Source organism: Chitinophaga alhagiae, assembly GCF_003568665.1.
Classification (GTDB): Bacteria; Bacteroidota; Bacteroidia; order Chitinophagales; family Chitinophagaceae; genus Chitinophaga; species Chitinophaga alhagiae.
This window is the reverse complement of sequence record NZ_QXMH01000001.1, coordinates 2202352-2223970: the sequence shown is the minus strand read 5'-3', so window position 1 is coordinate 2223970 and position 21619 is coordinate 2202352. Positions and strand designations below refer to the sequence as shown.

Below are 21619 nucleotides of genomic sequence, written 5' to 3'. Positions count from 1 at the left end.
GCCTTAAGTACAGGCTGCATGCCCGAACGTACCATGCTTTGCAAAAAAATAATTTCAGGAAGCGGCCACCGCGGGCAATACCAGCAGCAGCAAGGAAGGGTTAACGTGTATGCCCACCATCCGGCGCACTTTTTCTGTAGCGCGGTTGAGCTGGTTCTTAACGGTTTGTACGGAAAGCGACAATTGAGCGGCTATCTGGGCGGGCGCCATCTGCTCTTCGCGGCTCATGCGGAAAATCAGCTGCATTTTGGGCGGCAGCTGCTGTATGGCTTTTTCAATCAGCTCCTGCACCTCCTTGAGGGCAAGCGCCTGAGAGGTGTTTTCATGGGCCATAGCGGAGCCTTCCTGTATTTGCAGGATATATTTCAGTTTTACTTCGTTGCGGGCGTATATGTTGAGAATGCGGTTCTTGAGCAGCACCTGCAGGTAGGGAAGCAGGGATTCCCGCGGTTCCAGCCCAGGCAGTTGTTTCCAAAGCGTCATAAATACCTCCTGCACCACATCTTGCGCCTCCGCCGCATCCTGCAGCCGTTTTACCGCCATATTGAAAAGCAACGCCCAGTATCTGTCATATATCAGTCTGAAGCCGGCCACCGGTTCCTCTCTTGCCAGTGCCACCAGGTCTCTGTCCGTTTGAGTAGCCATAACACGCACAAATGTACGGCAGATAAGCTGAAAGCGCAAGCCAGGTGGGCTTTCGTTAACAGGGGCATTAACATTTGCAGGCGGTTATTTACCCAGCCACTCCTTGAAACCGGCTACCCTGTCCCGGCTCACCTCCAGCTCTACCGCAGGGGCGGGCTGCAGCTCCAGCTTCAGCCGGCCGCTGAACCAGGGGTGTATGCGGCGCACGCTTTTTACATGCACCACCAGGTGGCGGCTCACCCGGTAAAAATCCCTGGGCGGCAATTGTTGCTCCAGGCCGGCCAGGTTGCCGTCCATCATATGCCGTTTGCCGGCAAAGTCAAGCCCATATACGAGCTTGCCGTCTGCATATACGCAAGCCAGGTCTGCCGTGTTCACATAATACAGCTGCTGCCCGGTTTTCACCAGAAAGCGTTCTTTGTAGGCGGGGGGCTGCACCTGCTGCAGCAGCAGGTTTATTTTTTCTTCCCATCCTCCGCCGCCACCCTGCGGCCGGCAAAACTGCCTGAACTTGGCCAGGGCCTGCTGCAGCTCCTGGGCATCCAGCGGTTTCAACAGGTATTCTATGCCATTGTTCCTGAACGCATGCAACATGTATTGGTCATACGCGGTGGTAAAGATCACCGGGGCGCTGATCTTTGCGCGACTGAAAATTTCCAGGCTCAGGCCGTCTGCCAGCTGCACGTCCATAAACACAAGGTCCGGGGGCGGGAACAGGTTGAACCACTTCTCAGACTCCTCCACACTGTCCAGCACCGCCAGCACTTCAATTTCTTCCTCCTGCTTTTCCAGCATGGCCCGGAGTTTTCTGGCCGCGGGGGCTTCATCTTCAATAATAACCACTTTTATCATGTTGCCGGGAATAATGGTAATGTAACAATGTAATGGTCTGCTGTAACAATATACTGCATTTCAGGATGGTGCAGCAGCCTGATGCGGCCGTTGATATTTTCCAGTCCTTTGCCGGTAGAAGCCACGGGCTGGAGCTTGCGCTGCAGGTTATTGGTCACCACTAGGCGATCCCCGATGGTTTCTATGCGTACGGTGAGCGGTTTGGCGGTGGACACAATATTGTGCTTGATGGCGTTTTCCACCAGTATCTGCAATGCAAAAGGAATGATCTTTTTTTCATGGCAGGCGTCCGGCACATCGAGGCTCACGCGCAGGCTTTCGCCAAAGCGTGTCTTTAAAAGATAGATGTAGGCCTGCAGCAGGTCCAACTCTTCCTTCACGGTAATAAGCGTGGTTTCCTGCATTTCCAGGATGTGGCGGTACAATTTAGAGAGCTGCTGGATGAACTGCTCCGCCTTCTTCGGATCATCATGCACCACAGAGCTGAGCGTGTTGAGATTGTTGAACAGGAAATGAGGGTCTACCTGGCTTTTTAATGCCCGTATCTGCGCCTGCAAACTTTCATGCCGCAATTCTTCCTGCCCTTGTATGGAAAGGCGCAATTGGGCCTGGTAGTAGATCACCTCGTAAATACCTGCTATTACCAGGGTATTGATAACGCCCAGTACGTTCAGGTCCGGATAGGGCACCGGCTCCGCTTTCCAGAAAGGCGGGCTGATGCCGTTGAAATTAGCTACTACCATTACAAACAGCAACATCAACACGGCGGTAAGCACTATGCGTTTACGTGACTGGGTAAGCTGCGGGTATTTGCGCCGCAGGAGGATAATGATCCACCGGTTGCCCAGCCAGAAAACAGTGGTGATACCAATGGAAAACACCAGCGCCTGCCAGGGGTAGTAAGGCTCCCGGTGCAACCGCACGCCCAGGTAAATAATAGGCGTCAGAAAGCCCAGCAGCGGGATGCCCAGCAGCACAAACCATTTATCGTTGAAACCCAGTTCCGCATAATTTTTACGCATAGGCCGGCAGTATGTTAGAAAGTAAACTGGTAGTTAACATTCGGAAAGAGCCCCATCTGGTTAACACGGCTGATAACACCTGTTTCCGTGTTGATCCTTCTGGTATAGATATTCTCTCTCCCTGTCAGGTTCTGTAAATCTATAAAGAATTTCTGAGTGGTTTTTCCCAGTTCCCAGGTAAATGAAAATTTCAGGTCCCAGCGGAAGTAAGCATCGTTCCTTTCGGAAAAAGCCTTGTCTTCCTGGTACACGGCGTAGTTGGCCGCCACCGTGGCCGGCACGTCAAAAGGCGTGTACCACTGGCCGCCGGCGTAACTCAGCTTGCTATCCAACCCGATATTAAAGCCCGGCTTCAACGTCCACTCCTTGCCGGCCAGTACATTGGTAACATATTGGGAATTGAAGGGGGTATTGCGCCATATATGATCGCTGCCCCGGTATTTTGAACTGAACAGACTTTGGGTGAAAAGGAAATAAAACCCTTTGTGGAGGTATTTCTCCAAGGTAAGTTCTACACCGTAGTTCCGGCCCAGCCCGGCATTTAACAGATTGGCCTCATTAGGGAAACCAAAGCCCTCCCCGGCGGTGAGCAGGCTGAAAGAAGAAGGGGTCTGCTCCACTGCCGCATTGAACAAATGCTGGTAATAGGTTTCCGCTTTCAGGCGCAGCTTTTCCGCGAGCTGCACATCATAGCCCAATACAGCATGCCAGGCCCGCGTGGCGGTGAGGTTTTTGTTGGTAAGTTTGTCTTCCGTTTCATAAAAGTATATTTCAAGCGGCTGCAATTGGCTATGGAGGCCTACGCCCAGGCTCAGTGCCTGTCCCGGCAAAAAGGCATACCGCATGCTGAAACGGGGCTCTACGTTGTAAGTGCCATTCAGCGCAAAGTATTGCGTATATACGCCGGCGTTAGTAACCAGCGTATTGCTGAAGCGATGCTGCCAGTTGGCCCAGCCTTTCAAAAAGCCGGCAGACGCTTTGGTGTTGACGAGCGTTGACCGTTGCGTATCTCCATTCCTGATCAGCTCCTTGTGCAGGGCCAGTTGCAGCTGCTCCGCAGATACGCCGCCGCTGAGCTGGTTGCGTGCGCTGAAGCGGTGTACCAGTTGGTAGCCGGCGCTGGCTTTGGTGAGTTTGTAATTCACCAGCAGGGTACGCTCGTCACGCTGGGCGTCTTTCACCGTAAATTCATCCAGCTTGCTTTCTGTAGACGAGATGGCCGCAAACGCACGGCCATAGGTATTGGGTGAAAGGTTATAACTGTGTGTAAGCCCCACTACCCCCGTATTGGAAACAGAGTTCAGCTCACGGTCTCCCGTATTATAAAGACTGGTAGAATCTTCTCCGGGCATGAAATTGATATTGCTCAGGCCGCCCATGGCAAAGAGGTTAAAGGTACCGGTGCGTTTGGTGGGCAGGTGTATTTTCATATTCAGGTCCTGGTAATTGGGTACGTTGCCGCCGGTACCTACGCTGAGGCCCAGTGCCTGCACGGCCGCCAGCAAGGAATAGCGGTAATCTACCATAAAGGAGGCCTTGCCGGGTTTGCCCAACGGCCCTTCCGCGGCCGCCTCAAACCCGTTGAAACCTACCTGTGCCAGAAATTCATATTTGTCTTTGTTACCGTTGCGCAGGGTCAGGTCAAAAGCGCCCGCCAGGGCATTGCCATAGCTGGCGGGGAACGCGCCGGAAAGGAAATCGGAGTTGCGCAGCGTATTGGTATTGAGGATGGTCACCGGGCCGCCGGTAGCGCCCAGGGTACTGAAGTGGTTGGGGTTGGGAACGTCTACGCCTTCCACGCGCCAGAGCACGCCGGTGGGGGAATTGCCGCGGATGATGATGTCGTTGCGGGCATCGTTGGCGCCGCTCACCCCGGCAAAATTTTGAGCCATGCGGGAGGGGTCGTTACGCGTGCCGGCATACCGCATGCCTTCTTCCATGTTCAGTTGCCGCGCGCTCACCTGCGCCAGGGGATTGATGGCGCCCTGCTTGCTATTGCCCACTACCACGGCATCCGCCAGCTTCACAACCGTTTCAAGCAGGGTAATTTCCAGCATGGTTTCCTTGCCGGCATTCACTTCTATATTGGGCAGCAATACCACCTCATAACCCAGCATACCGGCTCTGATGGCATGGCGGCCTACGGGTACGGCCGCTATCCTGAACTCGCCCTTTTCGTTGGTAACGGCGCCCATGGCGGTGCCGGGAATGGAAATGGTAACGCCTGGCAGCGGCCGGTGCGTGGTATGGTCCATCACCAGGCCCTTCACCGTCTGGCCCGGCAAAGGCTGGGCCATAGACGGGAGGGCAACAAACAGGCAGCAGCAAAGTAAAAACGTTCTCATTGGGGGTTTTTCTGCAAAAATGCCGATACCGGCGGCGGCGGGAAAGGAGAACGGACTGAATGGTTGTAAAAGGCGGCTGAATGGTGCGCGTGAAATACCGGCCGGGGCGTGTGCTCTGCAAACGCAAAGTCCTCTGAATGCCATAGCACCGTATCTTTGTTCTACATGGAGCCGTTTTCAGTAACAATAGGAGACCATACATACGAAGTACAACCGTACGCCAGGGGCTACAGCGTTTCTTTTCACATCACCTGCGGGCCTTCCACCATTATTTTTGAGCTGGATGAAGAGGACAACCTGCGGGCCCGCAGCAGCGGCGAACCGGCAGATGCTGCGCTGGTAGGGCAACTGGCCGAAGCCATTACCCGGCATTACGGCGGTGCCATATAACTTAACAGGCGCCTTCGGCGAGCGCTTCATCCAGTACAGCGCTGCTGAAATATTTGTCTATCACCCTGCGCAGCTCGTCAAACTGCACAGGTTTGATGATATATTCGTTCACGCCTTCCCGTAAAGCCAGCTCCTGCTGTTCCCGGAAGGCATCTGCAGAAATAACGATCACCGGTACATGTTGCAGCACAGCGTCTTGCCGTATGGCGCGGATCACCTCGCGGCCATCCAGCCGGGGCATATGCATGTCAAGAATGATCATGTCCGGCAACTGCCGGCGGGCCATCTGCAAGCCTTCTTCGCCGTTGTCTGCCATCAGGAGGGGCAGGCCCAGGTACTGGAAAAATTCCTGCATCACCATACGGTTTACCGCACTGTCTTCCATCAGCAGCACTTTTTTATTGGCCTGCGGGCGCTTTTCGCCGGTTGCCGCCGGCTCGCCGCCGGGAAGTTGTGCCGCTATGCCCTGCCGCAACGGAAGGGTAACGGTAAATGAGGTGCCCAGCCCTTGCTGGCTCCATACGGCAATCTGTCCGCCCAGCAGCTCCGCTATGCGTTTGGAAATGGTCAGCCCCAGACCGGTACCGCCAAAGCGCCGGTGAATGGACGCATCTGCCTGTTCAAAAGGCTGGAAGATCAGCGCCTGTTTTTCTCCGGGTATGCCCTCTCCTTCATCCGTTACCCTGATGCACCAGGCGTCTGCCCCTTCCCGGAAACAGGAGAGCGTTACTTTTTTATGTGCCGGGGTGAACTTGATAGCATTGGCCAGCAGGTTGTTCACCACCTGGGTAAGGTGTACACGGTCTCCCAGCAACTGCGCGGGCAGCTTGTGGTCTACCTGCACGTGAATGCTCACTTCCTTCAGCCTGGCCGCATGCTGGTACACGCTGGCCACGCTTTGCACCCACTCCTGCAAGACAAAGGGCGTTTCGCAGATATTGTCTGTTTTGCCGGCCTCTATCCGCGCCAGCTCCAGCACGTTATTGATGATCTCCAGCAGGTTATGCCCGCTGGTGCTGATGTTCTCTATATAGTTCACAATGCTCAGCGGTATCTTGTTGCGGTTATGCTGATCGTTCAGCAGCAGGTAACTGATCCCGATAATGGCATTGAGCGGGTTCCTGATCTCATGGCTCAGTTCCCGCAGAAATACGGATTTGGCGGTATTGGCCCGCTCTGCTTCATCCCGGGCCTTTACCAGGCTGGCTTTCAGTGTTTCCAGTTCCCGAACGTAACTTTCCAGCTCGGCATCTTTTTCCCGCAGCTGGTCCATGCTCCGGTTCAGGTCTACCAGCATTTTTTCCTGTATGAGGTTGTTAGCTTTCAGCTCCCCGGTGCGCTGCTCCACTTCCCACTCCAGCTTTTCATTATAGTGTTCCAGCATACGGTTGGCGGCTTTCAGCTCGTTCTCCTTCTGCAGCACTACCTGGTTCCTCCTTTTCAGCGACTCATGCCGCCGGTGCAGGCGGTGCAACAGGTTGCTGATGTTTTGCTGATGAAAGGTGATCACCATAAAGTTCAGTATCACCACTACCGTCATGATCAGCCAGCGGAACATGTAGGTGGTATTTCTGTCCATTTCCATGGGCGTAAGCACCTGGTAGTAATAGTTGGTTTCCAGCAAAAACAGGGTGAGCAACGGCATTGCCAGGCACAGGCAGCGCAAGGCATGCTCCTTTCGGGAACAAATGAGCAACGGCACGCCTATGAGGAATAACCCCAGGAAATGTACCTGCGTGCTTTCCCCGAAAAGGCAGCCGTAATAAAGCATAACGGAACAGAATACGAACTGGAGGCCGAATTTGGCCGTGGCAAAGCGCCCCCTATAATTGAAGAGCAGAATGGAAAGAAAACCGCATACAAAGGCCATGGCCGTATACAGGATCATCCAGTAACCGGATATAACAGAAAGGGATACGCCGCAAAAAGTACACAACAAGGCCGTCAGGAAGCTGAAAGAATTGACCACCATGATCTTCCGGGCATCGTCCTCCCCTACCGCGGTGGTAAGCCCCGTTCTCTTGATCCTATTTAAGCTGTGGCTGAACATATTCCTTCTGTTTTAAACCGCTGCGCAACAATTGATTAACAAAATTCAGGAGGGCCGGCACAAGAAAAATTGAGCAGGTAGTGGCTGCCATACTATCTGAAACACTGAACTTTTCAGGTGATTGGTTTTGGTTGACCGGGCGTAATGCCCTGCCTAAATTAATAACACAGCATGGATGGAATTGTTAAATACTCGTTAATGAAAGATGGCCTTGCAAATGCAAAAGGGCCCGGGGAGAACCCCAGGCCCAACAATACGCTCCAATTTAATTCATTGCCGCCCTTGCGGGGTGGCAATTGTTCCAAATTTATATGCGCCCGCACCGGATAGGTGTTAAAAATTTGTTATTGATCGTAAATGAAAAGGCCGCGGCAGCCTAAAAAGAAGCCCCGGCAAAGAATTGCCAGGGCTTTACCATTTAACCTAACTATATGCTGTAACAGCAACTAGTACTTTACAACCGTTTAACGGGTTGAATATCTTTGAGAATGGTTGTTTTTAATGTTAGACGCCATACTTCGCAAATACATTCGTGTTGAAACATGTTTTTTTACCGGGTCACATAGTTAGACAGGTGGCCACCCGGCAAGTTTAAATACGAAGAAAAAAAAGGCGGCGTTTGCTCTAGCCGGGGAAAATGTACATTTGGCATATGAATCGAATTGACCGGCTTACAGCCATTCTGATACAGCTCCAGGGCAAAAAAATAGTGAAAGCCCAGGAAATTGCGGACCGTTTCAGCATCAGCCTGCGCACGGTATACCGCGATGTGAAGGCGCTCACAGAAGCCGGCGTACCCATAGGGGCTGAGGCCGGCACGGGGTATTACATAGTGGAAGGCTATCACCTGCCGCCGGTAATGTTCAACCGTACGGAAGCCGCGGCCCTGCTGACGGGAGAAAAACTGATGGAGCAGCACAGTGACCATTCCAACCGCCAGCAGTTCAGCAACGCCATGCAAAAAATACGGGCGGTACTGCGGGGCAGCGATAAAGACTTCCTGGAGTCCCTGGATGAAAATATTGCCGTATTGCGCGGCCGAAGGGGAGATTCACAGTTCCCCAACCGCTTTTTGAGCGATATACAGGATGCCGTGGCCCGCCAGCGGGTGCTGTCTATCGAATACTATTCTTTTTACAGTGACTCCATAAGCCGCCGGGAAGTGGAGCCCATCGGCATATTCCACATGCACAGCAGCTGGCACCTTATCGGCTTTTGCCGCCTGCGTAATGATTACAGGGATTTCAGGGCGGACCGTATCAAATCCCTGTCACTCACAGAGCAGGGGTTTGACAGGAACAACCGTATCAGCCTGCAGCAATATATTGCCAACGAGTTTCAGGCTGACCCGGACCAGCCAACGCTTATCAGGGTGCAGTTCCGGCACGATGTAGCCCGCTACCTGGGAGAGCAGAAATATCACTACGGCATGGTGCAGGAACAAACGCACGATGAGTACGTGGAAATGACATTCATGTACAACAGCCTCGGCTACTTCTCCCGTTGGCTGCTGATGATGGGCAACCGGGCCACCGTTGTGGAGCCGGAAGACCTTAAAATAATGGTGCGCCAGCATATTGAAGAATTGCGCGGCCATTACTCCTGACATAGGGCTGTCATACCCGGCTGTTTACTTTGCTTAAAAATGCAAACAGTCATGCAAAAAACAGACCTCTCCAAAGAACAGAAACATTACTACCGCTCCAAACCCAACCCCGAGCTGGTTACCATAGCTGCCGCCAATTACCTGGCCGTGGAGGGCAGCGGAGACCCCGCCGCCGCGCCGTTCAGCGCAAAGATCAAGGCATTGTACGCAGCGGCCTACAATGCAAAAAAGATTTGCAAACTACAGGGAAACGACTTTAAGGTGCCTGCCCTGGAAGGCCTGTGGTGGACACCCGGTGGAGAACAACTGACGGAGGTGCCGAAACAGGAATGGTACTGGAAACTGCTCATCCAGCTGCCGGCCTTTGTAACGGTAAACGACTGCAAGCAGGCCACTGCCCTGGCCGGCAACAAAAAGCTGCCTTACCTGGACCAGCTAGGGTTTGAGCGCTTCCCTGCCACCCTGGCCGTACAATTGCTGCATACAGGCTCTTACCACGACGAAACGCCTTCCCTTCAAAAACTTTACGGCTATATTGACCAGCATGCACTGGAGGCAAGCAGCCCTCACCGCGAGGTATATATTACAGACCCCAATAAAACGCCGGCAGAGCGGTTGAAAACGATCTTAAGAGTGGATGTGAGATCGAAGTGAAAGCACGGGGTTATTTCCCGTCATCAGACCCTATGCCCAGCAGCTCTATGGCCTGGGAGGCGGCTATCTGGCTGGCGTCTTTCTTGTTGAAGGCCTTGCCGGTGCAGATCAGCTCGCCGTTCAGCATGGCGCCTACGGTAAAAATGCGGCGGCCGTTGTCCATTTGTTCTTCTATCAGTTCAAACTCAAGGGTTTTGCCGTTTTTATTGGCCCAGCCATAGAGCTTGTTCTTGTGGTTCATTTCCACGGTCTCCAGCGCCTCCAGGTCTATATACGGCACCAGTATGCGCTTGTGAACGAACTGTTTGGTCTGGTTATACCCCCGGTCAAGGTAAACGGCCCCTACCAGCGCTTCCAGCGTATTGCCGAATATCTGGCTGATCTTGAGGAAGGAATTGTATTTGTCGTAAATAGTGAGCTTGCGCAGGCCCATTTTAATGGCAATATCGTTCAGCTGCTGCCGGTTCACTATTTTGGAGCGCATCTCTGTAAGGTAGCCTTCTGTTTTGTAGGGGTATTTTTTGAAGAGGTAGTCCCCGATAATAGCGCCCAGGATGGCATCGCCGAGGTATTCCAGCCGCTCGTTGCTTTCCAGGAATTTTTCCTTGCTGGAGCGGTGGCTCAAGGCTACTTCATACAATGCCAGGTTACCGGGGTGAAACCCCAGCAAGTTGTAAAGGTCTTTGTACAATTGCCTTTTGCCGTAGATGAGCTTATATAAATATCCTGGAAGTATTTTCACACCGTCAAGGAACAAATTTTTTGAAAACTACAGAAGCGTTGTGCCCGCCAAACCCGAAGGTATTGCTGAGGCCTGCCCTTACTTCTCTTTTTTGTGCAACGTTGAAGGTATAATTCAACCCGGCATCTAGTTGGGGATCGTCTGTGAAGTGGTTGATGGTAGGCGGAACAAGGCTTTCCAATATACTTTTGATAACTGCAATAGACTCTACAGCGCCCGCTGCTCCAAGCAGGTGCCCGGTCATGGATTTGGTGGAACTGATATTCAGCTTGTAAGCCGCTTCGCCGAAAACCTGCTGTATCGCCTTCACTTCCGCTATATCACCCAGCGGTGTAGAGGTTCCGTGAACGTTGATGTAATCAATGTCTTCCGGCCGCAAACCGGCATCGTTCAGTGCCTGCGTCATTACGCTGCGCGCGCCCAGCCCTTCGGGGTGGGGTGCCGTAATGTGATGGGCATCTGCCGTTGCGCCTCCGCCGGCCAGTTCTACATAAATTTTTGCGCCGCGGGCTATGGCATGTTCGTAGCTTTCCAGCACCAGTGCGCCGGCGCCTTCGCCCATTACAAACCCGTCCCGGTCCAGGTCAAACGGCCTGGACGCCGTTTTGGGATCCTCATTCCGCTCACTCAGGGCCTTCATGGCGTTAAACCCGCCAACACAAGGCTCGTTAATGATGTTTTCAGACCCCCCGGTAATGATCATGTCCGCCTTACCATAGCGGATGGTGTACATCGCTTCAATAATGGCATTGGTAGCAGATGCGCACGCAGACACCACCGAGAAGTTTGGCCCCCTGAACCCATGCCGCATGGATATATGCCCGGCGGCTATATCCAGTATAAGGCGGGTGATCAGAAAAGGGCTGAAACGCGGGGTGCCGTCTCCGGAATGGAACTCTTTTAACTCGTTCGTGAAGTTGATCATCCCACCAACGCCGGTTCCCCATATCACCCCCACCCGGTCCACGTTAATGGAGTTCCGGTCCACTTTAGCGTCAGCCACTGCCTGGTCTGCCGCTATAACGGCTGTTTGGGTGAATGGGTCCATTTTGCGCGCGTCCTTCTTGTCCATATACTGGGCAGGATCGAAATCTTTCAGTTCGCAGGCAAAACGGGTCTTGAACTTGGAGGCGTCAAACTGCTTGATATAATCAGCGCCGGATACACCGCTCGCCAACCCCTGCCAATAAGCATCAACGGAATTGCCGAGCGGTGTCAGCGCGCCTAAACCTGTAACGACTACTCGTCTTGGTTGCATTAAAACAGTTCTGGTTTGTTGGATTATTTTACGTGTTCTTCCAGGTAAGCTACTGCCTGGCCAACAGTGGTGATGGTTTCTGCTTGTTCGTCAGGAATGGAGATGTTGAATTCTTTTTCGAATTCCATGATCAGTTCTACCGTATCCAAAGAGTCAGCGCCTAAGTCGTTGGTGAAGCTGGCTTCAGGAGTTACCTCGGCCTCGTCAACGCCTAATTTGTCAATGATGATCTTTTTAACTCTTGATGCAATGTCTGACATAATTTTAAGTGTTTTTGGTTTAAAACTTGACTGCAAAAATATAATTTTTATTCAATTGCCAAGGAGATCGCCAAATTTTAACCCAGATTTTCCAATCCAGTAACATATATATTTCCCCTGCAAATCACGCGCATAGCGGGTTACAACCTTATTGGCCGCTCCCCTGGCATGCCTAAAAAACATCATATTTGGCCCCTTTTTCACACCTTTATATATATAAGCCCCTTTTGCGGCCCCCATATTCCATGTTATGACATGTAAGTTGACCATTCAAACCCGTATTCAGCCACTTAACCATAAATAAAACCGGAACGGGAGCGGCTTAACGTCCAATTATTAAATTTGTCCGCCCGCGAAATCACGTAATTTGCAATAGTCTTTATATACACACGAAACATGCGCAATAAGACCTTTAGAATCGTTCTGCTATTCCTGGCGCTGGCCCTTGCCGGCTTCCTTATTTATAAAATGACGGCCAAAAGCGGCCCCAATGAACCCGATGCCGCTACCCCGGCCAAAGCTCCCGCCCGTGGCGGCCGCAGCACCCTTTCCGATGCCTATGTGGTAAAACCTGTTAAGCTGGACCAGGCCATTGAGGCCAGCGGCACCCTGCAGGCCAACGAAGAAATTGAAGTAAAGCCCGAAATTTCCGGCCGTATCACCGGCCTGTATTTTAAAGAAGGCACCCAGGTGAGCAAAGGCGCACTCCTGGTCAAGATATATGATGAAGACCTGAAAGCCCAGCTCCAGAAACTGCAGCTGCAGCAGCAGCTGGCCAAAACCACCCTGGAGCGCCAGGAGAACCTGTTGAAAATAAACGGCATCAGCCGGCAGGACGTGGACGTGACCCGCAACCAGGTGAGCGCCTATGATGCGGATATTGCCTATACCCGCACCCAGCTGCAGAAAACCGAGCTCCGCGCCCCGTTCAACGGTCGCCTCGGCCTCCGGAACATCAGCCTGGGCGCTATTGTGGCCCCCACCACCATTATTACCACCCTGCAGCAGATAGACCCCCTGAAGGTAGATTTTTCCATCCCTGAAAAATACCGCACCATCGTAAAACAGGGAGATGCGGTGATGTTCAGGGCCGCGGGAGACACCAATACCTACAAAGGCAGCATTTACGCGCGGGACCCGCAGATTGACGTGGCCACCAGGACCATCCGCATCAGGGCCATGGTGCCCAACCCCGGCAATCTGCTGCCCGGCACCTTTGCCAGGGTCACTATTTTCCTCAAGGATATGCCTGACGCCATCATGATACCCTCCCAGGCCGTTATTCCCGGCACCCGCAACAAAACCGTCATCGTGGCAGACAGCGGCAAGGCCAAAATGGTGGTGGTGGAAACCGGCATCAGGGATGAGAACAACGTGCAGATCACCAGTGGCCTGAATATTGGGGATACCATTATTACCACCGGCATTATGCAACTGAGAGCGGGCATGCCCATCAAATACAACAAGGTACAATAGACTGTAGAGAACAGAATGCTATTTGCGGACCAGAGAATTATCGGATCTACAATCTTAAAAGACTAACTAATGAGCTTACCTTCCATATCTCTTAAACGGCCGGTGCTGGCCATTGTGATGAATATCATCATTGTGATCTTCGGCCTGGTGGGGTTCTACTTCCTGGGGGTGCGTGACTTCCCGGCCATTGACCCGCCTATTGTAAACGTGCGTACCGCCTATGCCGGCGCCAACTCCGACATCATTGAAACACAGATCACGGAACCGCTTGAAAAATCCATCAACGGCATTGCCGGTATCAAGAACATATCTAGCTCCAGCAGCCAGGGTACCAGCAGCATTACGGTAGAGTTTGAGCTGAACATAGACCTTGAAGCGGCGGCTAACGACGTGCGTGACAAGGTATCCCAGGCGCAGCGCAACCTTCCGCCAGACCTGGATGCACCCCCCGTTGTATCCAAGGAAGACGCCAACTCGGACTATATCATTTCCATGACGGTGCAAAGCAATACCCGCAACCAGCTGGAAGTGACCGAATATGCCAATAACGTACTGCTGGAAAAACTGCAGACCATTCCCGGCGTTAGCTCCATCCGTATATGGGGCGAAAAAAAATACGCCATGCGTATCTGGATGGACCCGGCCCGGCTTTCCGCCTACAGCCTGGCGCCTACAGACGTACGGGATGCACTCCTGAAAGAAAACGTGGAGCTGCCTTCCGGTAAAATAGCGGGCAACGCCACGGAGCTGACGGTGCGCACCTTTGGCCGGCTCGATACAGAAGAGGAATTTAACAACCTCATCATCAAGAACGTGAACGGCAACGTGATCCGGCTGCGAGACATCGGCCAGGCAGTGCTGGGCCCGGAAAATGAAGAGACCATCCTGAAGGAGTCCGGCGTTCCCATGATCGCCCTGGCGCTCACCCCTCAGCCCGGCTCTAACTACGTGGCCATTACAGACGAGTTCTACAAGCGGTACGACCAGATCAAGAAAGACATGCCGGCTGATATTACCACCAACATCGCCATTGACAATACCCGGTTTATCCGGAAGTCTATTTCGGAAGTGGAAGAAACGCTGGTGATCGCGCTTACGCTGGTGATCCTCATCATCTACCTGTTCTTCCGGGACTGGCTCATGGCCTTCCGCCCGCTGATAGACATCCCCGTGTCTCTCATTGGTGCATTCTTTATCATGTACGTCTGCGGGTTCACCATCAACATCCTGACGCTGCTGGCCATTGTACTGGCCACGGGGCTGGTGGTAGATGATGGTATTGTGGTAACGGAGAATATCTATAAAAAAATAGAAGCGGGCATACCGCGTATGCGCGCGGCCAAAGAGGGTTCGGAAGAAATATTCTTTGCGGTAGTAGCCACGTCCATTACCCTCGCCTTCGTATTCCTCCCCATTGTATTCATGCAGGGCTTTGTAGGCCGCCTGTTCCGGGAGTTCGGCATTGTAGTGGCCGGCGCGGTATTGATATCCGCCTTTGTATCCCTTACGCTCACGCCCGTGCTCAACGTAAAACTGGGCCGCAAAACACATTCACATTCCTGGTTCTACACCAAAACAGAACCTTTCTTCAACTGGATGGACAACGGGTATAAAAACTCGCTGGCCAAGTTCATGAAGGTGAGATGGATAGCCATTGTGATCATTTTTGGCTGTCTGGGCATCATCTACATCATATTCAGGAACCTCCAGTCTGAGCTGGCGCCTATTGAAGACAGAAGCCAGTTCCGCCTCACCGTAACAGCGCCCGAAGGTACTTCGTTCGACTATATGGATAACTATGTGGACCAGCTTGCGCAGTTCATGATGGATTCCATTCCCGAGAACAGGATCGTGCTCACGGTTACATCTCCGGGCTTCAGCGGCGGCGGCGCCGTAAACAGCGCATTTGCCAACATTGCGCTGACGGAACCGAACGAACGTACCCGCTCGCAGAAACAGATCGTAGACATGGTGAACCGGAACATGTACCGCTTCCCGGAAGGCAGGGTGTTTGCCATTGAGCAGCAAACCATACAGGTAGGGCGCCGCAGCGGCCTGCCGGTAGCCTTTGTACTGCAGCATATCAATTTTGACAGCCTGGCCACGGCCCTGCCCGTTTTCCTGGAAGAAGCCAATAAGAACCCGGCTTTCCAGGCGGTAGACGTAGACCTGAAATTTAATAAACCGGAACTCCGTATCAGCATCAACCGGGATAAGGCCAGCGAACTGGGCGTTTCCGTAGGGGATATTTCCTCCACGCTCCAGCTGGCGCTCAGTAACCTCCGGTACGGCTACTTCATCCGCAACGGTAAACAATACCAGGTAATGGGCCAGGTATTCCGTGGCGACCGGGATGACCCGAACGACCTGCAGAACATCTATGTGCGGAACAACCGCGGCGAAGCCATCCAGCTGGATAACCTGGTAACCATTCACGAAGAAACGAGCCCGCCTATTATCTACCACTTTAACCGGTACAAGTCCGCCACCATTTCGGCCAGCCTTGCTCCCGGTAAAACGGTGGGAGATGGTATTGACGCCATGTACGGTATATTTGCGAAGCTGAAAAAAGACGGCGTGCTGGATGATTCCTTCAACACGGCGTTGAGCGGCGCCTCCCGTGACTATGCGGAAAGCGGCTCCAACACTTCCTTTGCGCTCATTCTTGCTTTGCTGCTTATTTACCTCATCCTGGCGGCGCAGTTTGAAAGCTGGGTAGACCCGCTCATCATCATGCTTACTGTGCCACTGGCATTTGCCGGCGCGTCGCTTTCCTTGTGGTTATTCAACCAGACCTGGAATATCTTCTCGCAGATAGGGGTGATCATGCTCATAGGCCTCGTTACCAAAAACGGTATCCTTATTGTGGAATTTGCCAACCACATGCGAGACGCCGGGAAGGAAAAAACGGACGCCGCCGTGGAGGCCTCTGCCCTGCGCCTCAGGCCCATTCTCATGACCAGCCTGGCCATGGCCCTGGGCGCATTGCCCATTGCCCTGTCACTAGGCGCGGCCGCCACCAGCCGTATTCCGCTGGGTATCGTAATTGTAGGCGGTATCGTCTTTTCATTGATACTGACGCTATATGTGATACCCGCCATGTACACTTTCCTCAGCCGCAGAAAAAAAGCCACGGACGAAGAAGAGGCAGGTTTAGAAAACCCGGAAGCTGCAGCCGCTGCAGCCCACGCATAACATATTTAATACAATGACTTTGACAGGAAGAATTTTAACAGGGCTTTTCATCTTGCTGGCTTCCGGGGCGCAGGCGCAACAGGTGCTTACGCTGGAGCAGGCAATAGACCTGGGCTTGAAAAATAACTACGACATCCGCCTGGCCCGCACCGATGCAGAGATTGCGGCCAATGATTTTGACTATGCCAACTTTGCTTTTGCCCCCCGCCTGAATGGTACTGCCACCAAAACCTGGAGCAACAACGCCACCAAGCAGGAGTTCGGCAACGGCAGCAAACGGGATACCAGCGGCCTCAAGAACAGGCAGGTGCAAGCCGCTATCAACCTCAACTGGACACTGTTTGACGGTCTCAAAATGTTTGCCACACGCCAGCGCCTCCAGGCCATTGAAATACTGGGTGAGCTGGGCGTAAAAAGCCAGGTGGAAAATTCCATAGCAGACATCATCAACGCCTATTACAATATTGCCCAGCAAAAACAGCAGCTGCGCGCTTTTGCAGAGCAGATGTCCATTTCTGATGAACGGGTAAAACTGTCAGACGCCAAGTTCCAGACAGGCCTGGCGCCCAAAACGGATTATCTGCAGGCCAAGGTGGACTATAACGCGCAACGTGCCATGTGGCTGCGCCAGCAAACGGTCATAGAGCAAAGCAAGGCCGCGCTCAACCAGTTATTGGCCATTGCGGACGAAAGCACCAATTACGATGTGATGGATACCATTCCCGTTAACCTGTCCCTGGCTTTCGGAGATGTGATAGCAGACATCCAGAACACCAACCCGCAGTTGCAGGTGGCGCGTCAGAACGTGGAAGTGTCCCGGCTGACCGTCAAGGAACGGAAAGGTGATTTTTACCCGGTCCTTTCCTTCAATTCCGCCTACAACTTCAACCAATCACGCGCCAGCGCGGCCGTGAACCAGTTCAGCCCCGTGTTCAACCAGAGCCGTGGCTTTAACTACGGCTTTTCCGCTACAGTGCCCATTTTTAACGGCCTCAACGCTCACCGGGAACTCAAAAATGCAAAGCTGAACATGGCCTACCAGCAACTGTCTCTGGAAAACCAGCAGAGCCAGGTAGACCTGCTGCTGAAAAATGCCTTTAAAGATTACGAGTATTATAAAACGGCGCTCAACCTGGAAGAAGAAAGTGTGGAGCTGGCCCGTGAAAATACCATGGTGGCGCTGGAGCGTTTCCGCGAAGGGGTGTCTACCACGCTGGAGGTGAAAGAGGCCCAGCAAAGCCTTGAACTGGCCGTTACCCGCCTCATCCAGGCCCGCTATAATGCCAAAATAGCTGAAACGGAGCTGCGCCGCCTGAAGGGCGACCTCCTGAAATAATTAACAGGAAAGTATCAACGAACTAGCCGGTTGCAGTATGTGACCGGTTTTTTTTCTTTATGGAGCAAGCAGCAGTATGCTGATCGGCCGCCGTTGTGTCACTCCCTTCAGCGGCAGTGCGGGGCCGGGCGGTGATTATTGTTGCGGTTCCGCAGAATCTTTCGGCAACAGGCCCTTCTGCCGGGCAAATTTTTCGTATGCCTGTTTGATGAACAGCATCAGGTCATATTCTGAAGCATTGGTCAGGAAGGCGTAGCTGGGCCGGTAGGCATACATGAAAGAGTCCAGCATAGGGCTTTCCAGCTTGGTAATACGGGCCACCAGGTCCGGGTTATACCGGTAATCAATATGTTTTTCCGCTTCCCAGTAACGCAGTTGTTCCCCAAATTTTTCCCTCCGTTTGCGCGTTTTGCTGGGGATCAGGTAACTGAGCGCGGTAATAGGGTTGCTGGGCAAGGTTTTCAACACGTCCATAGCGCCGGGCCGCTTGTAGTCAAATATCCTTCCGTACTCGTCACGCATGGCCAGCGAGTCTCTCCGGTAAATACGGCCCTTTACGTTAACGGCCTGCAGGCCAAATACATGCCGCTTCAGCGCCACGTTCTGCGTGGTAGACACAACGCCCACCACAATGTGCGTGCGTACATAGCTGATCATGGAAAACTCAATAGTGTCTCCCGGCTGGGCCTCAATATAATAACGGCCGGTTTCATTGCTTACAGTGCCATAACCGGAGCGTTTGTTCCAGATACTCACAGAAGGCAGGCCCGTACGGGTATCCGCATCGGAGACCATGCCTGATATGCGCACCTGTGCCGCAGCCTCCTGGAGGGCGGGCACAACAAAGAACAAAAGTGCAACAGTGTATCTGAACAGAACATGCTTCATACTAATCTCTCAAAATTAGCGTTCCAAGCTCAAAAAAAACGTTAAATAATTTCCTAAAGCAACCCAAACATCCAGAAAATTTATATTTTTTATTTCCTACGGCAGTTTTCTCTATTTTCGGGTACTTACACCCGAAAATAGTGCTCATGCCTCAAAAGATACTGTTTTGCACCCAGCGGTACCAATACCTGAAAGACAGGGTGCTGGCCCTGGCCAACTGGGAAAATGGCAACATTACCATCCGCGATTTCCCTGACGGGGAACACTACCATCGTATAACCAGCAACGTTAGCGGAAAAGAGGTGGTGCTGATTGGCGGCACTATAGACGATAAGGAAACCCTGGAGCTGTTCGACATTGCCAACGGCTGTATCCAGAACGGGGCGCAGTGCCTCAATATCGTTATCCCCTACTTCGGCTACTCCACCATGGAAAGGGCCGTCAAAACCGGGGAAGTGGTAAAGGCCAAGAACCGGGCCATATTGTTCTCCGCCCTGCCTACCACGGCCGCCGGCAATAAAGTGATCATGATAGACCTGCATGTGGACGGCATTACCTACTATTTTGAAAGCAATGTGCGCCCCGTACACCTTTATGGCAAGCTGATAGTGCGCAATGCCGCGCTGGAGCTATCGCAGGGCCGGCCTTTTGTAATGGCCAGTACAGACGCGGGCCGCGCCAAGTGGGTAGAGTCTCTCGCCAATGACCTGGGCGTGCAGGCGGCTTTTGTGTTCAAACGCCGCCTCTCCGGCGAGGAAACACAGATCACCGCCATCAGCGCCAATGTGGAGGATTGCATGGTTATCATTTATGACGATATGATACGCACCGGCGGCTCCCTGCTGCACGCCGCCCAGGCTTACGCAGACGCGGGCGCCAGCAGCATTGCCGTTATCACCACTCACGGTATTTTTGCGGGAGACGGCTTTGAAAAGATCCGCAGCAGCGGTCTTGTGCAACAGGTAGTGTGTACGGATACCCACCCTAATGCGCTGCAGATCAATGATCCCATGCTCACCGTAAAATCCGTGGCGCCGCTGATCGTGGATTATTTTCAAAGCATTCCATAGTACATTTGCCATATGAGCACCCTGCGTACCATTGAATTTGGCAGTTGCGACTACCAGGCCATGATTGCCCTGCGAGACAAAATACTGCGCCAGCCCCTGGGCCTTACCTTCTCCCCGGAATACCTGCAGCAGGAAATCAACGATGTGCTGATCGGCTGTTTTGAAGGCGATGTCCTGCTGGGCTGCTGCATATTAAGCCCCCTGAACGAAGCAACCGTACAATTGCGCCAGATGGCCGTAGACAATGGCTTGCAAGGTAAAGGTACCGGCAGTGGCATATTGGCTTTTGCGGAAGGACAGGCGCGGGCCGCAGGCTTTACAGAACTGATGATGCATGCCCGCAAGGAAGCCCTGCCTTTTTATGCCAAAAACGGGTATCAGGTAAGAGGGGAAGAATTTGTGGAAGTGGGTATTCCACATTACGAAATGTACAAGCAGCTTTAACCGGCCTCAGGCGCCGTTCAGCCGCCGGTAATCACTAAAAATGGACTGCATCAGCTTGCTGAACCCGTTCAGCGCTTCTTCATTCTCAAAAGCGCTGGTAGGTATCAGGAAAAAACTCCGCTTGTCACGATACAGGAAAAAGAAAGATTTTGTTTCAATGATCTGGGAGAATTTTTCCCAGGGCACCGCCCGCTCTCCCTGGCCGGTGGCAATGGCCATGCCTTCTTCATTGTAGCGCAGGCGTATATTGTCTTTAAATGTAGCAGCTTTGTTGTAAGTGGAAACGGGCAGCAGGTACCAGAAGGCCCAGCCCAGTATCACCATCATGAGCGCAATGCCCAGCAAGGCGTTGAAGTTCACTACCCTGAACAGGTAACCGGCTACGGTGGCTATCAGCAAAATAATAAGGGTATTACGAAATACCTTTATTTCGCCGCGCCGCAGAAAGTGGAAACGTAATGCATGAATAACCTCTTCCTTGTTGTAAGTGAACTGCAGAAAATGCATTCAACGAACTTACGAAATTATTTTGAAGCGCTCAAGGATACCGGTGCGTCCAGGTCAGGAGAATAAGACACCGGCGCGGCTTTACGGTTAGCGGAAGCAGCATTGCTTTTATCCATCAGGTCCTCTTCATTCAGCCCGGGGAAATTCTTTTTGATGAATTTCAGGTACTGTTGTAACACCTTGCGGTCTACCTTGAAAGGAGCAACTATGTTATCTTCCTCTTCGCCATTAACGGAGGGACTATTATTGATACGGGTTTCGTTCTGCAAATACCATTTGTACAGGTCTACAATAGCTTTTTGTACGTCAGACTCATCCACTTTTTCAACCCTGCCTCCTTGCGGAAGGGTCCATATGAACTCTTCCAGCCTGTTGGCAGTTTTGGCTTTAGCCCCTTTGTCGGTTTTATCGCCGTTGTTAAATCCTTTTTCGCCATTATTGGCGAACGCTGCAGTAGTGGTTACCATACCCAGTACCATCAAAAACAACAGCTTTTTCATAAGGGTAAATTTTAATGACCTAAAAATACAAAATAAATAATATAAAATACTGTCAGCGTTACAAACAGGCGTTTTCACGGTACCAAATGCTGATTTTACAATGTTAACCGGAGCAGTATACTAAAAAGACGAGCCGGTTGCCGAAAAGTTGCAAATTTCAGCAAAAATCTTTCGGGGTAGGGCCGAAAACCAGGCGGACAACACTTTTTTTGCTGCTGAACGCCGCTTACTGCCCGGGGTATTCGCTTCCGGAAGGCACTACCGTGCAGGCCTATCCCCTGCCTGGCCCACGTTCTTGCCCCTGCTGCGCCATCTGCCAAAGGCCCGGCCACGGGGCAGCCGGCGGGAATTGGCCTTTTTATGGCCCTTTCCTTTATTT

At 52.5% G+C, this 21619-nt stretch carries 19 protein-coding genes; 8 read left to right on the top strand and 11 right to left on the bottom strand.

Features of this window, described 5'->3' with window-relative positions; all coding sequences use genetic code 11:
- Positions 1 to 54 precede the first annotated feature (54 nt).
- The 4 genes from D3A97_RS09050 to D3A97_RS09035 all read right to left on the bottom strand — a co-directional run bounded on the left by D3A97_RS09050 (position 55) and on the right by D3A97_RS09035 (position 4864).
- On the bottom strand, positions 55 to 645 hold the full coding sequence (locus tag D3A97_RS09050; RefSeq protein WP_119078039.1) for an RNA polymerase sigma-70 factor: 591 nt from the start codon (positions 643 to 645) through the stop codon (positions 55 to 57).
- 84 nt (positions 646 to 729) lie between these two features.
- The gene (locus D3A97_RS09045; RefSeq protein ID WP_119078038.1) at positions 730 to 1497 is read right to left on the bottom strand and encodes a LytR/AlgR family response regulator transcription factor; all 768 of its coding nucleotides are present in this window, start codon (positions 1495 to 1497) and stop codon (positions 730 to 732) included.
- Positions 1494 to 2519, bottom strand: a complete 1026-nt coding sequence (locus D3A97_RS09040; RefSeq protein ID WP_119078037.1) for a sensor histidine kinase — start codon at positions 2517 to 2519, stop codon at positions 1494 to 1496. Before D3A97_RS09040 ends, D3A97_RS09045 begins: the two co-directional genes overlap by 4 nt.
- Before the next feature lie 14 nt (positions 2520 to 2533).
- Positions 2534 to 4864: a TonB-dependent receptor gene (locus D3A97_RS09035; RefSeq protein ID WP_157986438.1), complete on the bottom strand. Its 2331-nt coding sequence runs from the start codon at positions 4862 to 4864 to the stop codon at positions 2534 to 2536.
- Positions 4865 to 5029: 165 nt separating this feature from the next.
- Here D3A97_RS09035 and D3A97_RS09030 point away from each other — a divergent pair, with 165 nt between their 5' ends.
- Entirely contained in the window at positions 5030 to 5254 is a 225-nt protein-coding gene (locus tag D3A97_RS09030) for a hypothetical protein (protein ID WP_119078035.1), read from the top strand.
- A 1-nt stretch (position 5255) separates the two neighbouring features.
- Here the strand turns inward: D3A97_RS09030 and D3A97_RS09025 are convergent, their stop codons facing one another.
- Complete coding sequence (locus D3A97_RS09025; protein ID WP_119078034.1) at positions 5256 to 7304, bottom strand: ATP-binding protein; 2049 nt, start codon at positions 7302 to 7304, stop codon at positions 5256 to 5258.
- A gap of 652 nt (positions 7305 to 7956) precedes the next feature.
- On the opposite strand from D3A97_RS09025, the gene D3A97_RS09020 reads away from it, so the two are divergent.
- Both D3A97_RS09020 and D3A97_RS09015 read left to right on the top strand, forming a co-directional pair.
- Complete coding sequence (locus D3A97_RS09020) at positions 7957 to 8910, top strand: helix-turn-helix transcriptional regulator (RefSeq protein WP_198673904.1); 954 nt, start codon at positions 7957 to 7959, stop codon at positions 8908 to 8910.
- 51 nt (positions 8911 to 8961) lie between these two features.
- Entirely contained in the window at positions 8962 to 9564 is a 603-nt protein-coding gene (locus D3A97_RS09015) for a GyrI-like domain-containing protein (RefSeq protein WP_157986437.1), read from the top strand.
- A gap of 10 nt (positions 9565 to 9574) precedes the next feature.
- On the opposite strand, the gene rnc is transcribed toward D3A97_RS09015, so the two are convergent.
- The 3 genes from rnc to D3A97_RS09000 are packed head-to-tail and all read right to left on the bottom strand — an operon-like array spanning position 9575 to position 11824.
- Positions 9575 to 10306, bottom strand: a complete 732-nt coding sequence (rnc, locus tag D3A97_RS09010; protein WP_232825898.1) for a ribonuclease III — start codon at positions 10304 to 10306, stop codon at positions 9575 to 9577.
- 4 nt (positions 10307 to 10310) lie between these two features.
- A complete protein-coding gene (fabF, locus tag D3A97_RS09005) occupies positions 10311 to 11564 on the bottom strand; it encodes a beta-ketoacyl-ACP synthase II (RefSeq protein WP_119078031.1) in 1254 nt (417 codons plus the stop codon).
- Positions 11565 to 11587: 23 nt separating this feature from the next.
- Positions 11588 to 11824, bottom strand: a complete 237-nt coding sequence (locus D3A97_RS09000) for an acyl carrier protein (protein WP_012788038.1) — start codon at positions 11822 to 11824, stop codon at positions 11588 to 11590.
- 396 nt (positions 11825 to 12220) lie between these two features.
- Between D3A97_RS09000 and D3A97_RS08990 the strand changes: the two genes are divergently transcribed.
- From D3A97_RS08990 to D3A97_RS08980, 3 genes are all read left to right on the top strand, one after another.
- Positions 12221 to 13300, top strand: coding sequence for an efflux RND transporter periplasmic adaptor subunit (locus tag D3A97_RS08990; protein ID WP_119078029.1), 1080 nt, complete (start codon positions 12221 to 12223; stop codon positions 13298 to 13300).
- A 69-nt stretch (positions 13301 to 13369) separates the two neighbouring features.
- The gene (locus D3A97_RS08985; RefSeq protein ID WP_119078028.1) at positions 13370 to 16495 is read left to right on the top strand and encodes an efflux RND transporter permease subunit; all 3126 of its coding nucleotides are present in this window, start codon (positions 13370 to 13372) and stop codon (positions 16493 to 16495) included.
- Between the two features lie 19 nt (positions 16496 to 16514).
- Positions 16515 to 17831 carry a TolC family protein gene (locus D3A97_RS08980; protein WP_198673903.1) on the top strand — a complete coding sequence of 439 codons (1317 nt, stop codon included), beginning with the start codon at positions 16515 to 16517 and terminating at the stop codon, positions 17829 to 17831.
- A gap of 135 nt (positions 17832 to 17966) precedes the next feature.
- Here D3A97_RS08980 and D3A97_RS08975 read toward each other — a convergent pair whose 3' ends face one another.
- Positions 17967 to 18683: a carboxypeptidase-like regulatory domain-containing protein gene (locus D3A97_RS08975; RefSeq protein ID WP_157986436.1), complete on the bottom strand. Its 717-nt coding sequence runs from the start codon at positions 18681 to 18683 to the stop codon at positions 17967 to 17969.
- 182 nt (positions 18684 to 18865) lie between these two features.
- On the opposite strand from D3A97_RS08975, the gene prs reads away from it, so the two are divergent.
- Both prs and D3A97_RS08965 read left to right on the top strand, forming a co-directional pair.
- Positions 18866 to 19789, top strand: coding sequence for a ribose-phosphate diphosphokinase (prs, locus tag D3A97_RS08970; protein WP_119078025.1), 924 nt, complete (start codon positions 18866 to 18868; stop codon positions 19787 to 19789).
- Positions 19790 to 19801: 12 nt separating this feature from the next.
- Entirely contained in the window at positions 19802 to 20233 is a 432-nt protein-coding gene (locus D3A97_RS08965; protein WP_119078024.1) for a GNAT family N-acetyltransferase, read from the top strand.
- A gap of 6 nt (positions 20234 to 20239) precedes the next feature.
- Here the strand turns inward: D3A97_RS08965 and D3A97_RS08960 are convergent, their stop codons facing one another.
- Both D3A97_RS08960 and D3A97_RS08955 read right to left on the bottom strand, forming a co-directional pair.
- Positions 20240 to 20740 carry a YcxB family protein gene (locus D3A97_RS08960; protein WP_119078023.1) on the bottom strand — a complete coding sequence of 167 codons (501 nt, stop codon included), beginning with the start codon at positions 20738 to 20740 and terminating at the stop codon, positions 20240 to 20242.
- A 17-nt stretch (positions 20741 to 20757) separates the two neighbouring features.
- Positions 20758 to 21240 (bottom strand): hypothetical protein, encoded by a 483-nt coding sequence (locus tag D3A97_RS08955; RefSeq protein WP_119078022.1) that lies wholly within the window; start codon positions 21238 to 21240, stop codon positions 20758 to 20760.
- Between the last annotated feature and the right edge of the window lie 379 nt (positions 21241 to 21619).